This is a genomic window from Nonomuraea sp. NPDC059194 (assembly GCF_042754765.1).
Lineage (GTDB): Bacteria > Actinomycetota > Actinomycetes > Streptosporangiales > Streptosporangiaceae > Nonomuraea.
Genome location: NZ_JBHZBH010000042.1, coordinates 23,954 through 41,214, shown reverse-complemented (window position 1 = coordinate 41,214; position 17,261 = coordinate 23,954). Strand labels below are relative to the sequence as shown.

Annotated in this window: 17 protein-coding genes and 1 tRNA gene; 10 read left to right on the top strand and 8 right to left on the bottom strand. The window is 70.7% G+C overall.

The window, feature by feature from the left end; all coding sequences use genetic code 11:
• Positions 1 to 43: 43 nt before the first annotated feature.
• Both ACFXJ8_RS36030 and ACFXJ8_RS36025 read right to left on the bottom strand, forming a co-directional pair.
• Positions 44 to 913, bottom strand: a complete 870-nt coding sequence (locus tag ACFXJ8_RS36030; RefSeq protein WP_379648736.1) for a DMT family transporter — start codon at positions 911 to 913, stop codon at positions 44 to 46.
• A gap of 157 nt (positions 914 to 1,070) precedes the next feature.
• Positions 1,071 to 2,042 (bottom strand): SDR family NAD(P)-dependent oxidoreductase, encoded by a 972-nt coding sequence (locus ACFXJ8_RS36025; RefSeq protein ID WP_379648735.1) that lies wholly within the window; start codon positions 2,040 to 2,042, stop codon positions 1,071 to 1,073.
• A 77-nt stretch (positions 2,043 to 2,119) separates the two neighbouring features.
• Between ACFXJ8_RS36025 and ACFXJ8_RS36020 the strand changes: the two genes are divergently transcribed.
• Complete coding sequence (locus ACFXJ8_RS36020) at positions 2,120 to 2,764, top strand: TetR/AcrR family transcriptional regulator (RefSeq protein WP_379648733.1); 645 nt, start codon at positions 2,120 to 2,122, stop codon at positions 2,762 to 2,764.
• Here ACFXJ8_RS36020 and ACFXJ8_RS36015 read toward each other — a convergent pair.
• A complete protein-coding gene (locus ACFXJ8_RS36015; protein ID WP_379648731.1) occupies positions 2,730 to 3,935 on the bottom strand; it encodes a serine hydrolase domain-containing protein in 1,206 nt (401 codons plus the stop codon). The two genes, ACFXJ8_RS36020 and ACFXJ8_RS36015, sit on opposite strands and share 35 nt — an antisense overlap.
• 103 nt (positions 3,936 to 4,038) lie before the next feature.
• Between ACFXJ8_RS36015 and ACFXJ8_RS36010 the strand changes: the two genes are divergently transcribed.
• Both ACFXJ8_RS36010 and ACFXJ8_RS36005 read left to right on the top strand, forming a co-directional pair.
• The gene (locus ACFXJ8_RS36010) at positions 4,039 to 4,401 is read left to right on the top strand and encodes a VOC family protein (protein ID WP_379648729.1); all 363 of its coding nucleotides are present in this window, start codon (positions 4,039 to 4,041) and stop codon (positions 4,399 to 4,401) included.
• Between the two features lie 74 nt (positions 4,402 to 4,475).
• The gene (locus ACFXJ8_RS36005; RefSeq protein ID WP_379648728.1) at positions 4,476 to 5,360 is read left to right on the top strand and encodes a hypothetical protein; all 885 of its coding nucleotides are present in this window, start codon (positions 4,476 to 4,478) and stop codon (positions 5,358 to 5,360) included.
• A gap of 6 nt (positions 5,361 to 5,366) precedes the next feature.
• On the opposite strand, the gene ACFXJ8_RS36000 is transcribed toward ACFXJ8_RS36005, so the two are convergent.
• Entirely contained in the window at positions 5,367 to 5,954 is a 588-nt protein-coding gene (locus ACFXJ8_RS36000; RefSeq protein WP_379648726.1) for a GNAT family N-acetyltransferase, read from the bottom strand.
• Positions 5,955 to 6,060: 106 nt separating this feature from the next.
• Between ACFXJ8_RS36000 and ACFXJ8_RS35995 the strand changes: the two genes are divergently transcribed.
• From ACFXJ8_RS35995 to ACFXJ8_RS35985, 3 genes are read left to right on the top strand one after another with little or no spacing between them, the layout of a single operon-like run.
• Positions 6,061 to 7,263 carry an acyl-CoA dehydrogenase family protein gene (locus ACFXJ8_RS35995; RefSeq protein WP_379648724.1) on the top strand — a complete coding sequence of 401 codons (1,203 nt, stop codon included), beginning with the start codon at positions 6,061 to 6,063 and terminating at the stop codon, positions 7,261 to 7,263.
• Positions 7,254 to 8,393 (top strand): acyl-CoA dehydrogenase family protein, encoded by a 1,140-nt coding sequence (locus ACFXJ8_RS35990; RefSeq protein ID WP_379648722.1) that lies wholly within the window; start codon positions 7,254 to 7,256, stop codon positions 8,391 to 8,393. Before ACFXJ8_RS35995 ends, ACFXJ8_RS35990 begins: the two co-directional genes overlap by 10 nt.
• Positions 8,390 to 9,439, top strand: a complete 1,050-nt coding sequence (locus ACFXJ8_RS35985; RefSeq protein ID WP_379648788.1) for an acyl-CoA dehydrogenase family protein — start codon at positions 8,390 to 8,392, stop codon at positions 9,437 to 9,439. Before ACFXJ8_RS35990 ends, ACFXJ8_RS35985 begins: the two co-directional genes overlap by 4 nt.
• On the opposite strand, the gene ACFXJ8_RS35980 is transcribed toward ACFXJ8_RS35985, so the two are convergent.
• Complete coding sequence (locus ACFXJ8_RS35980) at positions 9,440 to 10,027, bottom strand: TetR/AcrR family transcriptional regulator (RefSeq protein WP_379648720.1); 588 nt, start codon at positions 10,025 to 10,027, stop codon at positions 9,440 to 9,442.
• 147 nt (positions 10,028 to 10,174) lie between these two features.
• Between ACFXJ8_RS35980 and ACFXJ8_RS35975 the strand changes: the two genes are divergently transcribed.
• Entirely contained in the window at positions 10,175 to 10,948 is a 774-nt protein-coding gene (locus ACFXJ8_RS35975; RefSeq protein WP_379648718.1) for a nuclease-related domain-containing protein, read from the top strand.
• Here the strand turns inward: ACFXJ8_RS35975 and ACFXJ8_RS35970 are convergent.
• Positions 10,929 to 12,242 (bottom strand): VWA domain-containing protein, encoded by a 1,314-nt coding sequence (locus tag ACFXJ8_RS35970; RefSeq protein ID WP_379648716.1) that lies wholly within the window; start codon positions 12,240 to 12,242, stop codon positions 10,929 to 10,931. The genes ACFXJ8_RS35975 and ACFXJ8_RS35970 overlap by 20 nt on opposite strands.
• A 47-nt stretch (positions 12,243 to 12,289) precedes the next feature.
• Positions 12,290 to 13,120, bottom strand: coding sequence for an AAA family ATPase (locus tag ACFXJ8_RS35965; RefSeq protein WP_379648715.1), 831 nt, complete (start codon positions 13,118 to 13,120; stop codon positions 12,290 to 12,292).
• 216 nt (positions 13,121 to 13,336) lie between these two features.
• On the opposite strand from ACFXJ8_RS35965, the gene ACFXJ8_RS35960 reads away from it, so the two are divergent.
• The 3 genes from ACFXJ8_RS35960 to ACFXJ8_RS35950 all read left to right on the top strand — a co-directional run bounded on the left by ACFXJ8_RS35960 (position 13,337) and on the right by ACFXJ8_RS35950 (position 14,801).
• The gene (locus ACFXJ8_RS35960) at positions 13,337 to 13,627 is read left to right on the top strand and encodes a hypothetical protein (protein ID WP_379648713.1); all 291 of its coding nucleotides are present in this window, start codon (positions 13,337 to 13,339) and stop codon (positions 13,625 to 13,627) included.
• Positions 13,627 to 14,676, top strand: coding sequence for a class F sortase (locus ACFXJ8_RS35955; protein ID WP_379648787.1), 1,050 nt, complete (start codon positions 13,627 to 13,629; stop codon positions 14,674 to 14,676). Before ACFXJ8_RS35960 ends, ACFXJ8_RS35955 begins: the two co-directional genes overlap by 1 nt.
• 51 nt (positions 14,677 to 14,727) lie before the next feature.
• A tRNA-Lys gene (locus ACFXJ8_RS35950) sits at positions 14,728 to 14,801 on the top strand.
• Between the two features lie 88 nt (positions 14,802 to 14,889).
• Here the strand turns inward: ACFXJ8_RS35950 and ACFXJ8_RS35945 are convergent.
• Positions 14,890 to 17,187 carry a polysaccharide lyase 8 family protein gene (locus tag ACFXJ8_RS35945; protein ID WP_379648711.1) on the bottom strand — a complete coding sequence of 766 codons (2,298 nt, stop codon included), beginning with the start codon at positions 17,185 to 17,187 and terminating at the stop codon, positions 14,890 to 14,892.
• Positions 17,188 to 17,261 lie beyond the last annotated feature (74 nt).

Sequence of the window (17,261 nt, the reverse complement as noted above, 5' to 3'; positions counted from 1 at the left end):
GGAGTTGTCCGGTACGGCGGCCTCCGCCGTACCGGACACTAGCTCATCCGCGTTCGTGAACGGTGAGCACGATCACCGCGCCGAGCAGCACGAGGCAGCCCGCGGTGGTGAGCACGGTCAGCCGCTCGCCGAACACCAGCACCCCGAGGGCGGCGGCGCCGACGGCCTCGCCGAGGGAGATCACGGAGACGGTGGTCGCCTTGAGCGCGGACAGGCTCCTGAAGTACAGCCCGTAGGCCAGGGCGGTCGGCACGGCGCCGAGGTAGACCAGCAGCCCGACGGTGGGCAGCGTGATGTGCGGCAGGACGCCGTCGACCAGCGCGAAAGGCGCCAGGCACAGCGCCCCCACGGCGAACCCGCCGACCGCCGTGCCGTAGGGGTCGTCGTGGTGGCGCCGGGAGTGGAGGGTGACGGCGGCGTACCCGGCCGCCGACACCAACCCCAGCCCGATGCCCGCCAGCGTGCCTTCTTCCAGCGTGCCTTCCGCAGGTACGGCACCGGCCGCGGTGAGCAGGATCAGGCCTGCCAGGGCCGCGGACACGCAGACCGCGCCCACCCTGTCGAGCCGCTCCCCGAGGAACAACCGCCCCCCGAGCGCGGTGAACACGGGCGTGGCGCCCATGGTGACCACCGTGGCGACGGCCACCCCCGAAAGGGAGATCGCCCCGAAGTAGGCGGTCTGGTACACCGCCATTCCCACCCCCACGAGCAGGATCCTGCTGTCGAGGCGGGGCCTGCGGCGAACGAGGGTGAGCAGGAAGACGGCGCCGAGCAGGTATCGCCACAGCGACACCCCGACCGGCCCCAGCCCGGCGGACTGGAAGAGCAGGGAACCGGCCGCGCCACCTGTGCCCCAGGCGGCCGCGGCCACGGAGACGTACAGCACGCCGCGCCGTACGGAAACTCGCGTCATTGATTTCTCCGGATGGAGTGGTTGTCGACGTTCGGCCCGTATGCGGGCAGCGACCACCACCGGATCTCTTGGATCCGGAGAAATCAGGAAGGGTGCCGCCCGCTAGCGCGCGGCGGGCGGAGAGATGATGAAGAACGGCACGGACACACCCTACCCGTCAGCCGTCGAGGAGGGTGTTGATCATCTCCTGGAGCCGGGCCTGGCCGCTGGGGCCGAGGGCGCCGCCCAACGCGTCGGCCAGCTTGTCGAAGGGGTCGTCCATCCGCACCCTCGGCAGCTGCTCGGCGAGTTCGCCGACGGTCCACAGGCCGTCCTTGTGCACGTGCCCGCCACGCGACCAGCCGTGGTTGACCGCGACCGAGCCGCCCCGGACGGACAGCACCTGACCGGTGAGCGGGCACGTGGCGGTGGCCAGGTAGGCGGCGATGGGCGCGCTGGTGGAGGGGTGCAGGGGATCGAAGCCGTCCGCCGGTGGCTCCTCGCGCATGCCGGGGACCTCGAGGGTGAGCCTGGTGCGGGCCATGGAAGGCGACAGGCAGTTGACCCGCACGCCGTAGCGGCCGAGTTCGAGCGCTCCGACGACGGTCAGCGCCGCGACGCCCGCGTTGCCGGCCGCGTAGGAGGCCTGGGTGGGCAGCGGGTTGAGCAGACCGGAGCCCGAGGAGGTGTTGATGACGGCGCGGTCGACGCGGACCCCGGCGTCGAACCGTTCGCGCCAGTGCCGGGCGGCCCATCGGGTGACCGCGAACGTGCCCTTCAGCTTCACGGCGATGACGTCGTCGAACTCCTCCTCGGTCAGGTCGGCGAGCCCCCGGTTCCGTTCGATGGTCGCGTTGTTGACGACGACGTGGAGGTCGCCGAAGGCTCGCAGGGCCGCCTCCACCATGCGCTGCGGGCCGTGCCAGTCGGCGACGCTGTCGGTGTTGGCCACGGCCTGTCCGCCGCGGGCGACGATCTCCTCGACCACTGCGGCCGCCACGCCGGTGTCGCCGCCTGAGCCGTCGATGGCGACACCGGGGTCGTTGACGACGACCTTGGCGCCTTCGGCGGCCATGTACAGCGCCTCCTCCCGCCCGATGCCCCGCCCGGCCCCGGTGATGAGCACGACGCGTCCGTCCAGGCTTCCCATGATGTCCTCCATTTCGCTGCATTCGATGAATCAATACATAGCATGAAGTAATGCATGGAATGCAATAGGATGCGGGCATGAGTGAGAGCCCGGGGTTGCGGGAGCGCAAGAAGCAGCGCACACGGCAGGCGCTGATCGAGGCGGCGGTCCGCCTGTTCGAGGAGAAGGGCTACGAGAACGTCACCGTGGCCGAGATCGCCGAGGCGGCCGACGTGTCCACCCGCACCTTCTTCCTCCACTTCCAGGCGAAGGAGGACGTGCTCTTCGCCAACGCCGACGTGCGGATCGACCTCGCGCTGCGCGTGATCGCCGAGCGGCGTCCCGGCGAGGGGTTTCCCCAGGTTCTCGTGCGGGCGATGGACCGGATGATCGCCAACAGCTGGGACGGTGATCTGACCAGCGGGCTCGCGGCGCTCCGGGTCCGCCTGGCGGGCTCGTCGCCGGTGCTGCAGGCGCGGATGCTGCAGCGGTACGTCGCCGCGCAGGACGAGGTGGCCCGTGCGCTGCACGAGGCCTACCCTGACGGCCTCGATCCGATCGCCGCCGCCGCTCTGGTGGGCGCGCTGGTCGGTGCGGTGAGCGCCGCGGCGCTGGCCGCCCTTCGGCGCGGCGACGCTCCCGAGGACGTACGGGGGGCGATGCGGCAGGCCATGGACTTGGTCATGTGCTGCCGTGGGCGGGAGACCGTCAGTCGCCCAGGCTCTCCCGTACCGCCGCGATGAGCCGGTTGGCGCGCGCGTCGCCGTGGCCGATCATCCGGTTGGCGACGTAGCCGAAGCCGACCCCGAACTCGTCGTCCCCGAAGGCGAACTGGCCGCCCGCGCCGTCGTTGCCGAAGCTGCGCCCGCCGAGCATGGGCCGGAACCGGGGTGAGTCGAGCAGGAAGCCCGTCCCCCAGCGGGCGCCCACGTCCGGGAAGCCCGACCACGAGGCTCCGGCCGTCAGCTCCCGCACCGCGTCCGTGACGGTGTTCGGGGTGAGCAGCCGCGCCGAGCCGTCGACTCCGGTCGCGGCCGCCGCGTACAGGCCCGCCAGGCCGCCGGCCGAGGAGACCGCGCCCGCCCCGGGAATCTCGGCCCGGAGCAGCGCGGGATCGTTCCAGCCGTGAGGTTCGTCGAGGCCGGGGAAGGCGAAGGCGCCGTTCATCGTCACCGTGCGCATGACGAGCGACTCGGGGCCGGGCATCGTCGGCCGTCCCGCGGCCTCGACCAGCCTGGCCAGCCGCCCGGCCTCGCTGTCCGGCAGGCCGATCCAGGTCGGCAGCCCCAGCTTGTCGCCGATGACCTCGCGGAAGAACGCGCCCGGCGTGCGCCCGGTGATCCGCCGGATCACCTCGCCGACGAGAAAGCCGAAGACGTGCCCGTGGTACTCGTGCGCCGTGCCGGGCTCCCACAGCGGCTCCTGCTCCTCCATCGCGCGCACCACCGGCATCCAGGAGGCGATCTCCTCGAAGGTCAGGACGCGGTCGAGGACGGGCATCCCCGCACGGTGCCCGAGCACCATGCGCGTGGTGATCCCCTCCTTGCCACCCCGCACGAAGCCGCCCTGCACGAAGTCACCCCGTGCGGAGTCACCCCGTGCGGAGCCGCCCCGCGCGAACTCCGGCCAGTACCGGGCCACCGGAGCGTCGAGGTCCAGCCGTCCCTCCTGCGCGAGGAGGTGGGCGCAGATGCTGACGACACCCTTGGCGCAGGAGAAGACCGGGGAAATCGTGTCCTGCGTCCACGGGCGGCCGGTCCGCTCGTCCGCGATCCCGCCCCACAGGTCCACGACCTTGCGTCCGCCGACGAACACGGTGACGGCCGCGCCGAGTTCACCGTAGTCGGCGAAGTTCCGGCCGAAGGCGTCCGCGACCGCGCCGAACCGCTCGTCTGCCCATCCGTTGTGCTTCATGCGGGGGACCGTAGCTTGCCTAGGAAGATTAGGCAAATTCCTAGGAACTCTTGCTTTCTGTACCTGACATGACCTGACAGGTATGTGCGGAAGACTGCGCCGCATGACAACGAAGGCAAGCCTCATCGCCGTCACCATCGACTGCGAAGACCCCGTTCGCATGGCCGAGTTCTGGCACCAGATCACCGGTTTCGAGATCCAGGTCGCCGAGGCCGAGTACTCCGCCCTCGGCGACGGAACGACGACGATCTACTTCGGCCGCATCCCCGGCTACAAGGCCCCCGCCTGGCCGAGCGACGACAAGCAGTTCCACCTCGACTTCCGGGTGCCTGACGTGGCCAAGGCGGTCGAGGAGTACGAGGCCCTCGGTGCCACCAAGCCCGACTTCCAGCCCGGCGACAGCTGGGTGGTCATGCAGGACCCCGAGGGTCATCTGTTCTGCGTATGTCCCGAGAGGTCCTCCTAAAGTCTGATTCGAGCGACGCGGTCGGCGCTTTAAGCTGGAGCAATGCTCGTGAACCTGCCCCTGCGTGGGCGCCCATGACCTGGGTCGGCCTGATCATCGCCCTCGCTGGGGCACTGGGATACGCCGTCGGAGCTGCGTTGCAGCAGTTCGAGGCGGTCACCGAGGGCGCCTCGCTCAAACTGGTGAAGCGCCCGCGCTGGTGGATCGGCGGCGTCATCGGATTCACCGGCGCCAGCCTGCACGCGGTGGCGCTGAGTTTCGCGCCGCTGGTGGTCGTGCAGCCGGTGTCGGTGGCGACGCTGGTGTTCGCGGTGCCGCTGGCCGCCTACCTGTACGGCCGCAAGCCGTACAAGGCGGAGATCTTCGGATCCATCGCCGTCGCGGTGGGATTGCTGTGGCTGACGCTGCTGGTCCCGCACACCGACGTGCCGCCCGTGCTGTCCACACCCGCCGCGCTGGGCTTCCTGGCGGTCATCGGACTGATCGTGCTGGTCGCCAACCTCGCGGCGGCCAGAACCACGGGCGCGACCAAGGCGCTGCTGCTGTCGGTCGGGGCGGGCGTGGTGACCGCGACCGTGTCCACGTTCGTGCGGGTCGTCGGCGGCGGTCTGAACGGTGACCTGTCCAGGCTGGTCCACTGGTTCACGCTGGTCATCCCGACGATGCTGGTCTTCGCGGTCGTCCTGCTCCAGCGCTCCTACGCGGTCGGCTACTTCGGCATCGCCTACGCGGGCGTGCAGGTCATCGACCCGATCACCTCGGTGCTGGCGGGGGCGATCCTGCTCGGCGAGCCGCTGCCCACCTCACCCTCGACGGCGCTGCCGGCGCTGCTGGCCGCGGCGCTGACCATCGGCGGGACTGTCACACTCGGGCGGCTGGCCCCCGACCAGTCCCGCCCGCTGCCTGAGGCGTCCATTCCAGTACCTCATCCATCGCCCGCAGCAGCGGATCGGAGCTGAGTCGGGTCAGGCGTGGGAACCGAGGAGGCGGGCGCGGTGTGACGGCCACTCCTCGGGCAGGATGCCGAACACCACGGCGTCCCGCCACGTCCCGTCGGGCCGCTGCCGGTTGCGGCGCAGCGTCCCCTCGTGCACCCCGCCGATCCGCCTGATCGCCGCCTGCGACCTGGTGTTCAGGTGGTCGGTCTTCAGCTGCACCCTGTTGTAGCCGATCACGTCGAAGGCGTGGTCGATCAGCATCACCTTGCACGCGGTGTTGACCGCCGTGCGCCACACCGCCCTGCCGTACCAGGTCCAGCCGATCTCGATGCTCTGGTCGAAGCCGGGCACGTCGCAGTAGGTCGTCCAGCCGACGGCCTTGCCGCTCGACCTGAGGATGACCGTGTGGCCCGCGAACTTGTCGCTCTCGATGATCGCGGAGGCGGCCGCCGTGAGCTCCTCGGGTGTGCGCGGCGTGGCGACGGGCATCCAGCGCCACACCTCGTCGTCCCCGCCGCCCGCCTCGAACAGGTCGGGGATGTGGCCGAGGGAGAGCGGCTCGAGCCGTACGACGTCGTTTTCGAGCACCACGGGGGTGGGGATCTTCGCGGTCATGCGGCACACCATACCGACGGCTCCCACCTGCGCTTATGGCCACCCGGCCGGTTTTCCTCGGGACCACTTGTCGACACGCATACCGGCCGGTCGGTAGGGTCAGGACATGGACTTCGCCTTCGACACCGTCACCGAGGACCTGCGCGAGCGACTGCTGCGCTTCATGGACGAATGCGTCCACCCGGCCGAGGAGGCCTTCGAGGAGCAGGCGGCGGCCAGCGGCTGGAGCAGCCCGCCGCTGATGGCCGATCTGAAGGAGGAGGCGCGCAGGAGAGGCCTGTGGAACCTCTTCCTGCCGGGCGAGCACGGCGCCGGGCTGACGAACGTGCAGTACGCGCCGCTGGCCGAGATCATGGGCAGGAGCCCGAGGATCGCGCCCACCGCGACCAACTGCGCCGCGCCCGACACGGGCAACATGGAAGTGCTGTCGATGTTCGGCAGCGAGTGGCAGCGCAAGGAGTGGCTGCGTCCGCTGCTCGACGGCGAGATCCGCTCGGCGTTCGCGATGACCGAGCCCGACGTCGCCTCCTCCGACGCCACCAACATCTCCACGCAGATCGTCAAGGACGGCGCGGAGTACGTCATCAACGGCCGCAAGTGGTTCATCTCCGGCGCGATGAACCCGAACTGCAAGATCCTCATCGTCATGGGCAAGACCAACCCCGACGCGCCCAAGCACCGTCAGCAGAGCATGGTTCTCGTCCCTCGCGACACCCCCGGCCTGCACATCAAGCGCGGCATGCACGTCTTCGGCTACAGCGACGCCGACCACGGCGGCCACGCCGAGGTGGTGTTCGAGGACGTGCGGGTGCCCGTCGACAACCTGATCGGCGAGGAGGGCGGCGGCTTCGCGATCGCCCAGGCCAGGCTGGGCCCCGGCCGGATCCACCACTGCATGCGCATGATCGGCATGGCCGAGCGGGCGATCGAGCTGATGTGCAGGCGGGCGCTCCAGCGCACCGCCTTCGGCAAGACGATCGCCGAGCAGGGCGTGGTCCAGGACTGGATCGCCGAGTCCAGGGTCAGGGTCGAGCAGCTCAGGCTGCTGGTGCTCAAGACCGCGTGGCTGATGGACACCGTCGGCAACAAGGGCGCCCACACCGAGATCCAGGCCATCAAGATCGCCACGCCGCGTGAGGTGGAGTGGATTCTCGACAAGGCCATCCAGGTCCACGGCGCGGGCGGCGTCAGCCAGGACTTCCCGCTCGCCGGGCTCTGGGCGGGCGCGCGGTCGCTGCGCTTCGCCGACGGGCCCGACGAGGTGCACAAGCGTTCGCTCGCCCACAGGGAGCTGAAGAAGTGGATGTAGTCGACAGGTTCCTCGAGGACGCCCCCGTCGACCGGCTGGAGTTCCTGCGCGCCCGCTTCGACGCAGGGCTGGCGTGGGTGCACTTCCCCGTGGGCCTCGGCGGGCTGGGCGCGCCGCGCGAGCTGCAGCAGGAGGTCGAGCGCGCGCTCGCGCACACCCCGCAGCCCGACACCGGCGTGCAGGGCATCGGCCTCGGCATGGCCGCCCCGACCATCCTCGCGTTCGGCACCGAGGAGCAGAAGAAGCGCTTCCTGCGACCGCTCTGGACGGGCGAGGAGATCTGGTGCCAGCTCTTCAGCGAGCCGGGCGCGGGCTCCGACCTGGCCACGCTGGCGACCAGGGCCGTCAGGGACGGCGACGAATGGGTCGTCGACGGCCAGAAGGTGTGGACGTCCGGCGCCCACCACTCCCGCTGGGCCATCCTCGTCGCCAGGACCGACCCCGACCTGCCCAAGCACCGCGGCCTGACGTACTTCATCTGCGACATGCACGCCCCCGGCGTCGACGTGCGCCCGCTGCGGCAGATCACCGGCGAGGCCGAGTTCAACGAGGTCTTCCTCACCGGCGTGCGGCTGCCGGACGACCTGCGGCTCGGCGAGGTCGGCGACGGCTGGCGGGTCGCCCAGACCACGCTCATGAACGAGCGCGTGGCCATCGGCGGCGCGCCCGTCCGCAAGGGCGGCGGCATGGTCGGCCTGGTCGCCGACGCCTGGCGCGAGCACCCCGAGCTGCGCACCCACGACCTGCACCAGCGGTTGCTCGCGCTGTGGGTGGAGGCCGAGGTCACCCGCCTTTCAGGGGTACGGCTGCGCGAACAGCTCGCCGCGGGACAGCCAGGACCCGAGGGCTCGGGCATGAAGCTGTCGTTCGCCAAGCTCAACCAGGCGCTGACCGGGTTCGAGGTGGAGTTCCACCGCGACCTCGGCTACGACGACTGGGCCTTCCGCCGCTCCGACTCCGTCGACTTCCTGGGCCGCGGCCCGGGCTACCGTTACCTGCGCGCCAAGGGCAACTCGATCGAGGGCGGCACCTCGGAGATCCTGCGCAACATCATCGCCGAGCGCGTGCTCGGCCTGCCCTCCGAACCCCGCGTCGACAAGGACGTGCCGTGGAAGGACCTGCCGCGATGACGCTGCTCTACACCGACGTCGAGCAGGAGCTGCGGGCCGCCGTCCGCGACCTGCTCGCCGACCGCTGCCCGCCGTCCGCGGTGCTGGCCAGGGTCGAGGGCGCGCCCTACGACCTGGACCTGTGGAAGACGCTGGCGCGTGACATCGGCGTGGCGGGGCTGCTGATCCCCGAGGAGTACGGCGGGGCGGGCGCCTCCGCGCGTGAGGCGGCGGCCGTGCTGGAGGAGCTGGGCAGAGGAGTGACGCCGGTCCCGTTCTTCACCAGCTCGGTGCTCGCCACCCACGCCCTGCTCCAGGTGGGCGCCGCGGCCCTGCTGCGCGAGCTGGCCGAGGGCGAGAGCGCGGCGGCGCTCGTCGTGCCGTTCGCGGCCTCGCCGTACAGGGAGACGGGGGCGACGGTCACCCTCGCGGACGGGAAGCTGACCGGACAGGTTCGCGCGGTCGCCGGTGCGGAGGTGGCCGACGTGCTGCTGGTGCCGGTCGGCGGCGACCTGCACGCGGTGCGCGCGGCCGAGGCCCGCGTCGAGGTCGTGCCCTCGCTCGACCTGACCAGGCCGATCGCGCACGTCACGTTCGACGGTGCCGCCGCCGAGCCGCTGGGCGGCGGGTTCGATCTGGCCGCGACCCTGCGGTTCGGGGCGGGGCTGCTGGCCTCCGAGCAGCTCGGTGTGGCCGAGTGGTGCCTGGAGGCGACGCTCGCCTACGTCAAGGAGCGCCACCAGTTCGCCAGGCCCGTCGGCTCCTTCCAGGCGATCAAGCACCGGCTCGCCGACCTGTGGCTCGACGTCGTCAGGGCCAGGGCGGCCGCTCGCGGGGCCACCGACTCCACCCCGATGTCGGCGGCGGTCGCGCAGGCGTGGAACGCGGGCGTGGCGGTGCACGCGGCGGAGGAGGCGGTGCAGCTGCACGGCGGCATCAGGATGACCTGGGAGCATCCCATCCACCTGTACCTCAAACGCGCCAAGGCCACCGAGCTCGCTCTCGGCACGCCCGGTGACCACAGGGACGCGCTGGCCCCGCTCGCCGACCTGCCGGGGCCCGTCTAGCTACCGTTGATTCGGGCGCAGCGACGTGAGCAGCAGGTCGGCGAAATGCGCGCCGACCTGGGCGCCCGACAGCGCGCCCTCGGCGTGGTACCAGGTGCCGAGGTGGTGGACCGAGCCGAAGAAGTAGTCGACGACGATCTCGGCGGGCACGTCGGAGCGGAACACGCCCTGCCGCTGCCCCTCGGCCACCAGGTCGCGGAAGCGCTCGTGGTAGCGGCGGCGCTCGGACCTGACCGTCTTCTGCGTCTCGGGGGCGAGCAGGTGCATCGACCTGAAGAAGATCTTGGAGTCGTCGAGGTTGTCGGCCGTGGTCTCCACGACGTCGGCCGCCGCCGCGTGCAAGCGCTCGGACACGCTGCCGGGGCCGTCGGCGATCTTCGTGAGCCGGTCCATCTGCATCCGGAGCACGCGACCATAGATCTCGTGCAGCAGATCATCCTTGGAGTCGAAATAGTGGTACATCGCCCCCTTGGTGACCCCGGCCGCGACCACGATCTCCTGCACCGACGTGCTCTCGAAGCCGCGGTCGGCGAACAGCCGCGTCGCCTCGGACAACAGCCGCTGTCTGACCGGTTCTTCCTGTGCCATGGTCAACAGCATACCGACTGGTCGGTTGAGCATTGCGGAAGGGCCTCCTCACGGCTAAGTTAGGCTTACCTTGGGTATCTCATGACCAGCGAGGGATCTTCGGCGTGGCAGATCCATGGTTGACCTACTGATCTCGGGGAGTTTGCCGTGCCCGGTGGCTCGATCTACGTGCAGCAGGACGAGAAGTTCACAGGTTCGTCCCCGCAGTGGTGGTACGAGAAGCTGTTCCGCGAGGACCTGAAGAACCGGCAGCGCTCCAGGGCGATCAAGGCGGGCGTGGGGCTCGTCGCGGGGCTGGCGCTGGCCTTCCGCTTCGACCTCCCGTGGCCGCCCGCCGTCGCGCTCCTGTGCGCGGGTCTCGCGGCCGCCCTCGACTGGGGCATCGTCTGGTACAACTTCAACGCCACCTCCGTCTGGCGCGGCCGCCGCCGCGGCGAGGTGATCACCCAGCGCAAGCTCAAGCGCGGCCTCGACCGAGCCGGCTACCGCATCCTGCAGGGCAGGGCGATCCGCGGCCAGGCCTCCATCGACCACCTGGTCATCGGTCCCGGCGGCGTCTGGATCGTGGACAACGAGTCGTGGTCGCCCGACACCGACATCGCGGCCTACGGCGGGCGGCTGTTCATCGGCGAGAAGTACGGCTCCCAGGTCGCCAAGCCGCTGGTCGCCACCGCCCAGGCCTTCGCCGAGCTGCTCGGCAAAGAGACCGGGATCGCGCTGAGCATCCAGCCGATGCTGGCCGTCCACTGCGGCACGCTGCCGCGCGGCGGCGTCGTGAACGGCGAGGGCCTCACGCTGGTCAAGCCCTCCGTGGCGGCCCGGGTGATCAAGAAGGCCGACAGGGTGGTGCTGAGCGACGAGCAGATCGAACTGCTCGCCCGTACGGCGGCGCGGGAGCTGGCTAGGCGAGCTCTTCTATGAACTGCGCGAGCTGGGTGATGGTGCGGCACTCGCGCATCGGCACGATCGAGCCGTAGGCGGTGGCGAGCGAGTCGCCGCTGTCCCACTGCTGTCGCGGTTCGGGATTGAGCCAGTACGCGTGCCTGGCACCGCTCGCCAGCCGCTTCAGCGTGTCGAGGGCGGGCGGCTGGTAGTTGGAGCGCGCGTCGCCGAGGATCAGCAGACTGGTCTTGGGCCCGACCGCGTCGTTCTTCGCGAACTCCTCGAAAGCCCGCCCATAATTCGTTCGCCCAAATCGCGACATATTCGCTTCTGTCGCTAGTTTGGCCAGCGCCTCGCCGACGTCACCGCCCGGCGCGAAGAACCGGGTGATCTCATCCACGGTGTCGACGAACCCGAACGCGCGCACCTTCGTGAACTGCTCCCGCAACGCGTAGGTGAGCAGCAGCGTGAAATGCGCGAACGACGAGACCGAATCGCTCGTGTCGCACAGGATGACCAGCTCGGGCTTGTGCGGCCGCGGCGGCCTGAACCTCGGCTCCATGGGCACGCCCCCCGTCGACAGCGATGCCCGCACCGTCCTGCGGAAGTCGAGGCGCCCCCGCCTGCCGTGCTTGTGCCTGATCGCCAGGCGCGCGGCCAGCCTGCGCGCCAGCGGATACACCTCTCTGCGCAGCCTGACGAGGTCGGCCCTGGTGATCCGCAGGAAGTCCAGCTGGTCCACCGGAGGCCGTACGGCGTGGCGGGCGATGCGCTCGATCCCCGAATCCTCGGCGATCCTGCGCCTGACGTCGGTGGCGACGGCGTCCTCGAAGCGTCTGATGTTGGCGTTGACGCGCTGCCTGGCGGTCTTCTCCTCCAGACCGCCCCGCGGCACGCCCTGCAGGAGCCGCGCCATCAGGGTGTCGGGGGACAGGGCCCGCATGACGCTGTAGGAGAACCAGTTCTGCCTGCCCTCCGCGGCGGGCTGGCGGCCGAACCGCTCGACCATCGCGCCGGCGAACTCCCTCATCTCGGCGTCCGTCGAGCCGCGCAGCAGCTCGGCCAGGCGCTCACGGGGATCGGCGTGGTCGTGGTCCTGCGTGCCGTACCGCAGGCCGGTGGTGGAGGACGGGAACCACAGGTCGAACAGCACGTCGAAGCCCGGCCGGTAGGCGGGCTTCTTGACCAGCGTCGCCGCGTAGGCGGCGCGCAGCGACTCGCGCTCGGCCAGATCGATCACCCGCAGCGCCCTGGCCGCGTCGAGCCCCTCGGCCAGCGACACGGGCAGGCCCGCCTCCCGCAGCGCGTGCACGAAGCCGACATGCCGGTCCACCAGGCTGCTATGTTGATCGGTTTGCCCGTTGATTGGTTCGCTGGCACTCACAGGCCCAGCTCCTTGCGGGCGCGCGAATGGTCGGAGGCGTGTTTGAGCACCACGCCGAGCGTGCCGGAGACCGTCTGCTCGTCGAGCTCCTCGCGGCCGAGCGCCAGCAGCGTGCGCGCCCAGTCGACGGTCTCGGCGACCGAGGGCGCCTTCTTCAGTTCGAGCTCACGCAGCGTGGCCACCGTCCTGGCGAGCTGCTCGGCCAAATCGGCCGGCAGGGTCGGCACCTGCGACAGCACGATGTCGCGCTCGCGTTCCACGGTCGGGTACTCGATGTGCAGGTAGAGGCAGCGGCGCTTGAGCGCCTCTGACAGCTCGCGCGTGGCGTTGGAGGTGAGCACGACGAACGGCCGCAGCGTCGCCTCGATGGTGCCCAGCTCGGGGATCGTCACCTGGAAGTCCGACAGCAGCTCCAGCAGCAGGCCCTCGACCTCGACGTCGGCCTTGTCGGTCTCGTCGATCAGCAGCACGGTGGGCCTGGCGCTCCTGATCGCCTTGAGCAGGGGCCGCTCCAGCAGGAACTCCTCGGAGAAGATGTCGTCGTCCGAGCTCGTCGCCTGGATGCGCAGGAGCTGCTTCTTGTAGTTCCACTCGTACAGCGCCCTGGCCTCGTCGAGCCCCTCGTAGCACTGCAGCCTGATCAGCTCGGCGTCCGTCGCGTGGGCGACCGCCTTGGCCAGCTGGGTCTTGCCCACCCCCGCCGGTCCTTCGGCCAGCAGCGGCTTGCCGAGCGCGGCGGCCAGGAACACCGAGGTGGCGATGGAGTCGTCGGAGAGGTAGTCAACGGCGGCGAGCCGCTCGCTCACGTCGGCGGGCGAGTTGAACATCGGTGCTCCTGTCTGGCGTGGCCGAACTTTATTCTAGCAGAGCGGTCATTAAGTCCGAATTGCAGTTATCTGTGGCGTTATGTGAAATGGCGATAAACGCAGTTCTGCCTTAATGCAGTAATGGTCATGACAAGAAGCGGATTGTGCCGGTTCGGCGGGTGCTTTGGGAGGGGATTTTCCGCAATGACTTCATAGTCACTCAGAGAGGAATTAGCGATGCGTATCGCAGTTGCGGCCACCGGCCTGATCCTGGCCGCTGGCTTCGGCGTCGCCTCCACGGCGACGGCCGCTTCGGCGCAGACCGTCCCCGCCGGCATCGTTCTCACGGGCGATGACTGGAACGGCGGCGGCAAGTGGAACGGCAACGGTAGGTGGGGCCACGGCCGCGGTCACGGCTGCGGGCTGTTCTGGGGGGACTGCTGGAACGGCGGTCCCCCCTGGAAGGGCGGCTTCCATGGCCCGCACACCGGCGGCGGCGGCATGGCCAAGGCGACTGTCCGCAAGTGATGATCGGATACCTCATCGGCCGCCACGTCCTGGGCGTGGCGGCCTCCCTCACGCCCCTGGCGCTGGCCCCCGTACCCGCGCACGCCACGCCCACGCAGGTCGCGCCCGCGCACGCCACGCACCCGCACGCCGCGCCCACGCAGGTCGCGCCCGCGCACGCCACGCCCGCGCACGTCGCGCATGCCACGCACCCGCACCCCACTCACGTGCACGCCACGGCCGCGCAGGCCACGCACGCACACGTCGCGCACGTGGACGCCGGGCGGGCCGCGGCCCCTGAGCCCGCGCGCAAGCCTGGGCGGGACGCGAACAGGCACCGGCGCGCCGAGGCCGCCCATCGGGGAGGGCACGAGCGGCGCCGGAACACCTCGGCCGACTTCGTCAGGCTGTACCGGACCGCCAGGCCCCTCGACGACACGCCCCCCGGCGACCTGCCCGCCGACGACCTGCCCGCCGACGGAGACCTAGCCAGGGCCGCCGACGGCACCGTCGGGTCCGCCGACGGCACGGTCATCGGTCCCACGGACGGCACGGTCATGGGGCCCGCGCGCGCCGACAAGGCCCGCCGACGCCAGGACAAAGCCGCCGACGTCCCTCCCGCGACTCTTCGGATCCCCAGCCTGAACCTTGGCGCCCGCATCATCCGGGTCGGCATGGAGAAGGGCAGGATCGCCGCCCCGCCGCTCAACGACACGGGGAAGGTCGGCTGGTTCGAGGGCGGCCCCAAGCCGGGCGCCCAGGGCGCGGCCGTCATTCTCGGGCACTACGACACCGCCACGGGCCCCTCCATCTTCTACAAGATCGACCAGCTCGAGCCCGGCCACCGGATCTACGTCACCCGCAAGGACGGCGAGCGGCTGCGCTTCCTCGTCACCAAGGTCTCCACCTACCCGAAGGACGACTTCCCCGCGAGCAAGGTGTACGGCGATCCGGGCTACCCGGCCCTCCGGCTGATCACCTGTGGGGGCGCGTTCAACACCACGACCAGGCACTACGTCGACAACACGGTGGTCTTCGCCAAGCTCGTCGGCGGGGGAGGAGCGGCCTGATTGCCGCTGATTCGACCCGCGTCGCGAAGCCGGGTATATTTCTCCCCGCAGGCGCCGCTAGCTCAGTTGGTTAGAGCAGCTGACTCTTAATCAGCGGGTCCGGGGTTCGAGTCCCTGGCGGCGCACCTGACAGAAGCCCCAGCTCGGTATCACCGAGTTGGGGCTTCTTTCTTTGCTGCCTCCGCCGGGTCGCGACCGGCTGAACGTTCCCGGTCAGACCGGCTCCATCCGGAAGCGTGGCACCGGGCCAGGGGGCAGCCAGAGGGTGGCCGTGTGGGCGTGCCCGCGGCTGCCGCCTACCTTCACGGTGAGGGTGCGCCCTCGCAGCCGGACGGTACGGCTGGCGTCCTCGATGGACTGGACCGCCCAGGGCAGGGTGATCCTGACCTTCTTCACCGATCTGGACGGATCGGAGACGGCGAGGCGGACATAGGAGCCCCACCGGCTGATCAGCACCGTGCATGGCCCGTCCGCGGTGAGGCCGGCCACCGAGGCGGCCCGCCAGAAGACGGCGGCCAGCACCTCACCGGCCTGGACGGCCTGCACCTTGGAGGAGTTGGCGAGCACCTCGACCTGGGGACGGGCAGAGAAGGCGGCCGTGGCCTCGGCGGAGGCGCCGGGCAGGACGGCGTAGGCGTACCGGGCGCGCTCGGGGTCGGTACCGTGGTCGAGCAGCAGCGTGGTGTAGTGCCGGGTGTGCCGCTCGCGGTCGCCGCCGGTGGTGGCGCCGCGGTCGATGTCGCGCCAGCGGCCGGTGCGCTTCTGGCGGATCACCTTCAGGCGGGCGGAGTCGAGCAGCACGTAACCGGCCGTGCCCGGCAGGTGGAGCCAGTCGTCGCCGCGGGTGAGCGTCGGATGCGAGGTGTGGGTGTTGCGGTTCTCGACCACGGTCTCGACGCGGCGGCCGTCGGAGGCGGTGATGCCGGCGCCGAGGGCGATGACGGTGTCGTCGAGGAGGAACCAGGCCTTCTTGGCGCGCAGGGACGAGCCCTCGGCGTTCACCTGCATGGCCGCCACGCCGTACCGGTTGTCGAGGGCGACGCCGCCGGCCCACCGGGTGGGCGGCCGGTAGCGGGCGCCGTGCGAGAGGTCGGCGCGCCTGCGGCGGTCCACGGTGGTCCCGGGCAGCCGGTAAGGGTCGATGGTGGGCCAGAGCTCGTCGTTCCAGTGCGTCAGGTCCTCGGTGTAGAGGTAGGTCATGCCGTCGGCGGTGTACCAGCCGTGCAGGTTCTCCCGGTTCATGCCCTCGACCGCGGCGATGCGCGAGGAGGACATGGAGATCGCGAACGCCCAGGTGGCGCGGCGGTGCACGACGCGGTCCATGTCGGCGAAGACGTACGTGCCGACCGTGCGCGGCCCGACGGGCACGGAGGGGTCGGTCAGGATGGGGCCCGCGCCGGACGGCGGCGTGAGCGCGGGGTTGCGGGTGAGCCAGCCCTTGACGAGCGGACGCCAGCGCTCGGCGTGCCCGGCCGGGGCGGCGGGGAGCAGGTGGAGGATGGCCTCCATCGCGCGCTGGCCCGAGGTTTGGTCGCGGTGACCTTGGACGCTGATCTGGCGGCCGCGCAGGCCGTCCATCATCAGGCCGTCGAAGATGATCGGGACGAAGGAGCGGTCCACGATGTCGAAGACGTTCGCCACGTCCGGATCGGTGATCTCCCATGGCGAGCCGGAGAGCAGGGTGATCAGCTTGGCGAGCCCGTCCAGGTAGTCGACGCCGTAGCTGCCGGTGTAGGGGAACAGGTCATGCTGGATGAAGGAGCCGTCGCGGTAGAAACCGTCGCCCGGCCCCTTGGTCAGGCGCAGGAGGCTCCACCGGCCGCCGCCGCGCCGGTCGGAGATGCCGTCCCTGGCAAGCTTGATCAGGCGGGGGTCGCGGGTCAGCACGCCGTGCATCGCCACCGCCATGGCCTTGCCCGCCCGGTTGGCGCCGGTCTCGACGACCGACGGCATGCTCACTCGGTGGTCGGCGTCCGGGCACCAGCGCCGCAGCGGGCGTAACCAGCGCGCCAGGCGGTCGTCGGGGAGGGCGTCGTACAGCAGGGCGCAGGTGTCGGTCAGCGACCTGGGCACGCCGATCTCCCACCAGTACCAGTTGCTGCCCCGCCGGTCGAGGTGCTCGTTGTAGGCGTGGCGGTGCAGGAAGTCCAGGGCCTTGACGGCCCCTTCGGCCACCCGCCGGTCGCCGTGCATGCGGGTGCCCGGTGTCGCCCAGCCCAGGGCGAGGGTGCGCAGCCGGTTGTAGGAGCGGTTGAAGTTCCCGGTCGCCGGGTTGCCGAGTGGGAGGTCCCGCCACAGGCTCGGGCGGCGGGGGTCGGGGTCCAGCTTGCGCCAGACCGCGTTGGCGGAGCCGTCCAGCCTGGTGGGGTCGGCGGCCATCAGATCGACCCAGCGCCGCCGTGCGGTTCGGAAGGCGCTCGCGCTCGCCTCGGCGGGGGCGCCGGTCAGCGCGAGCCCGGCGACGGCGGCGGCTCCCAGCAGGGCGGATCGCCGGGAGATGGGGTGGGTCATGAAGGACGCTCCCCGCTCCCGGAACTCCGGCCCACCTCGGTCTCGCGCTTGTCCGCCACGGGAGCAGAGCTTAG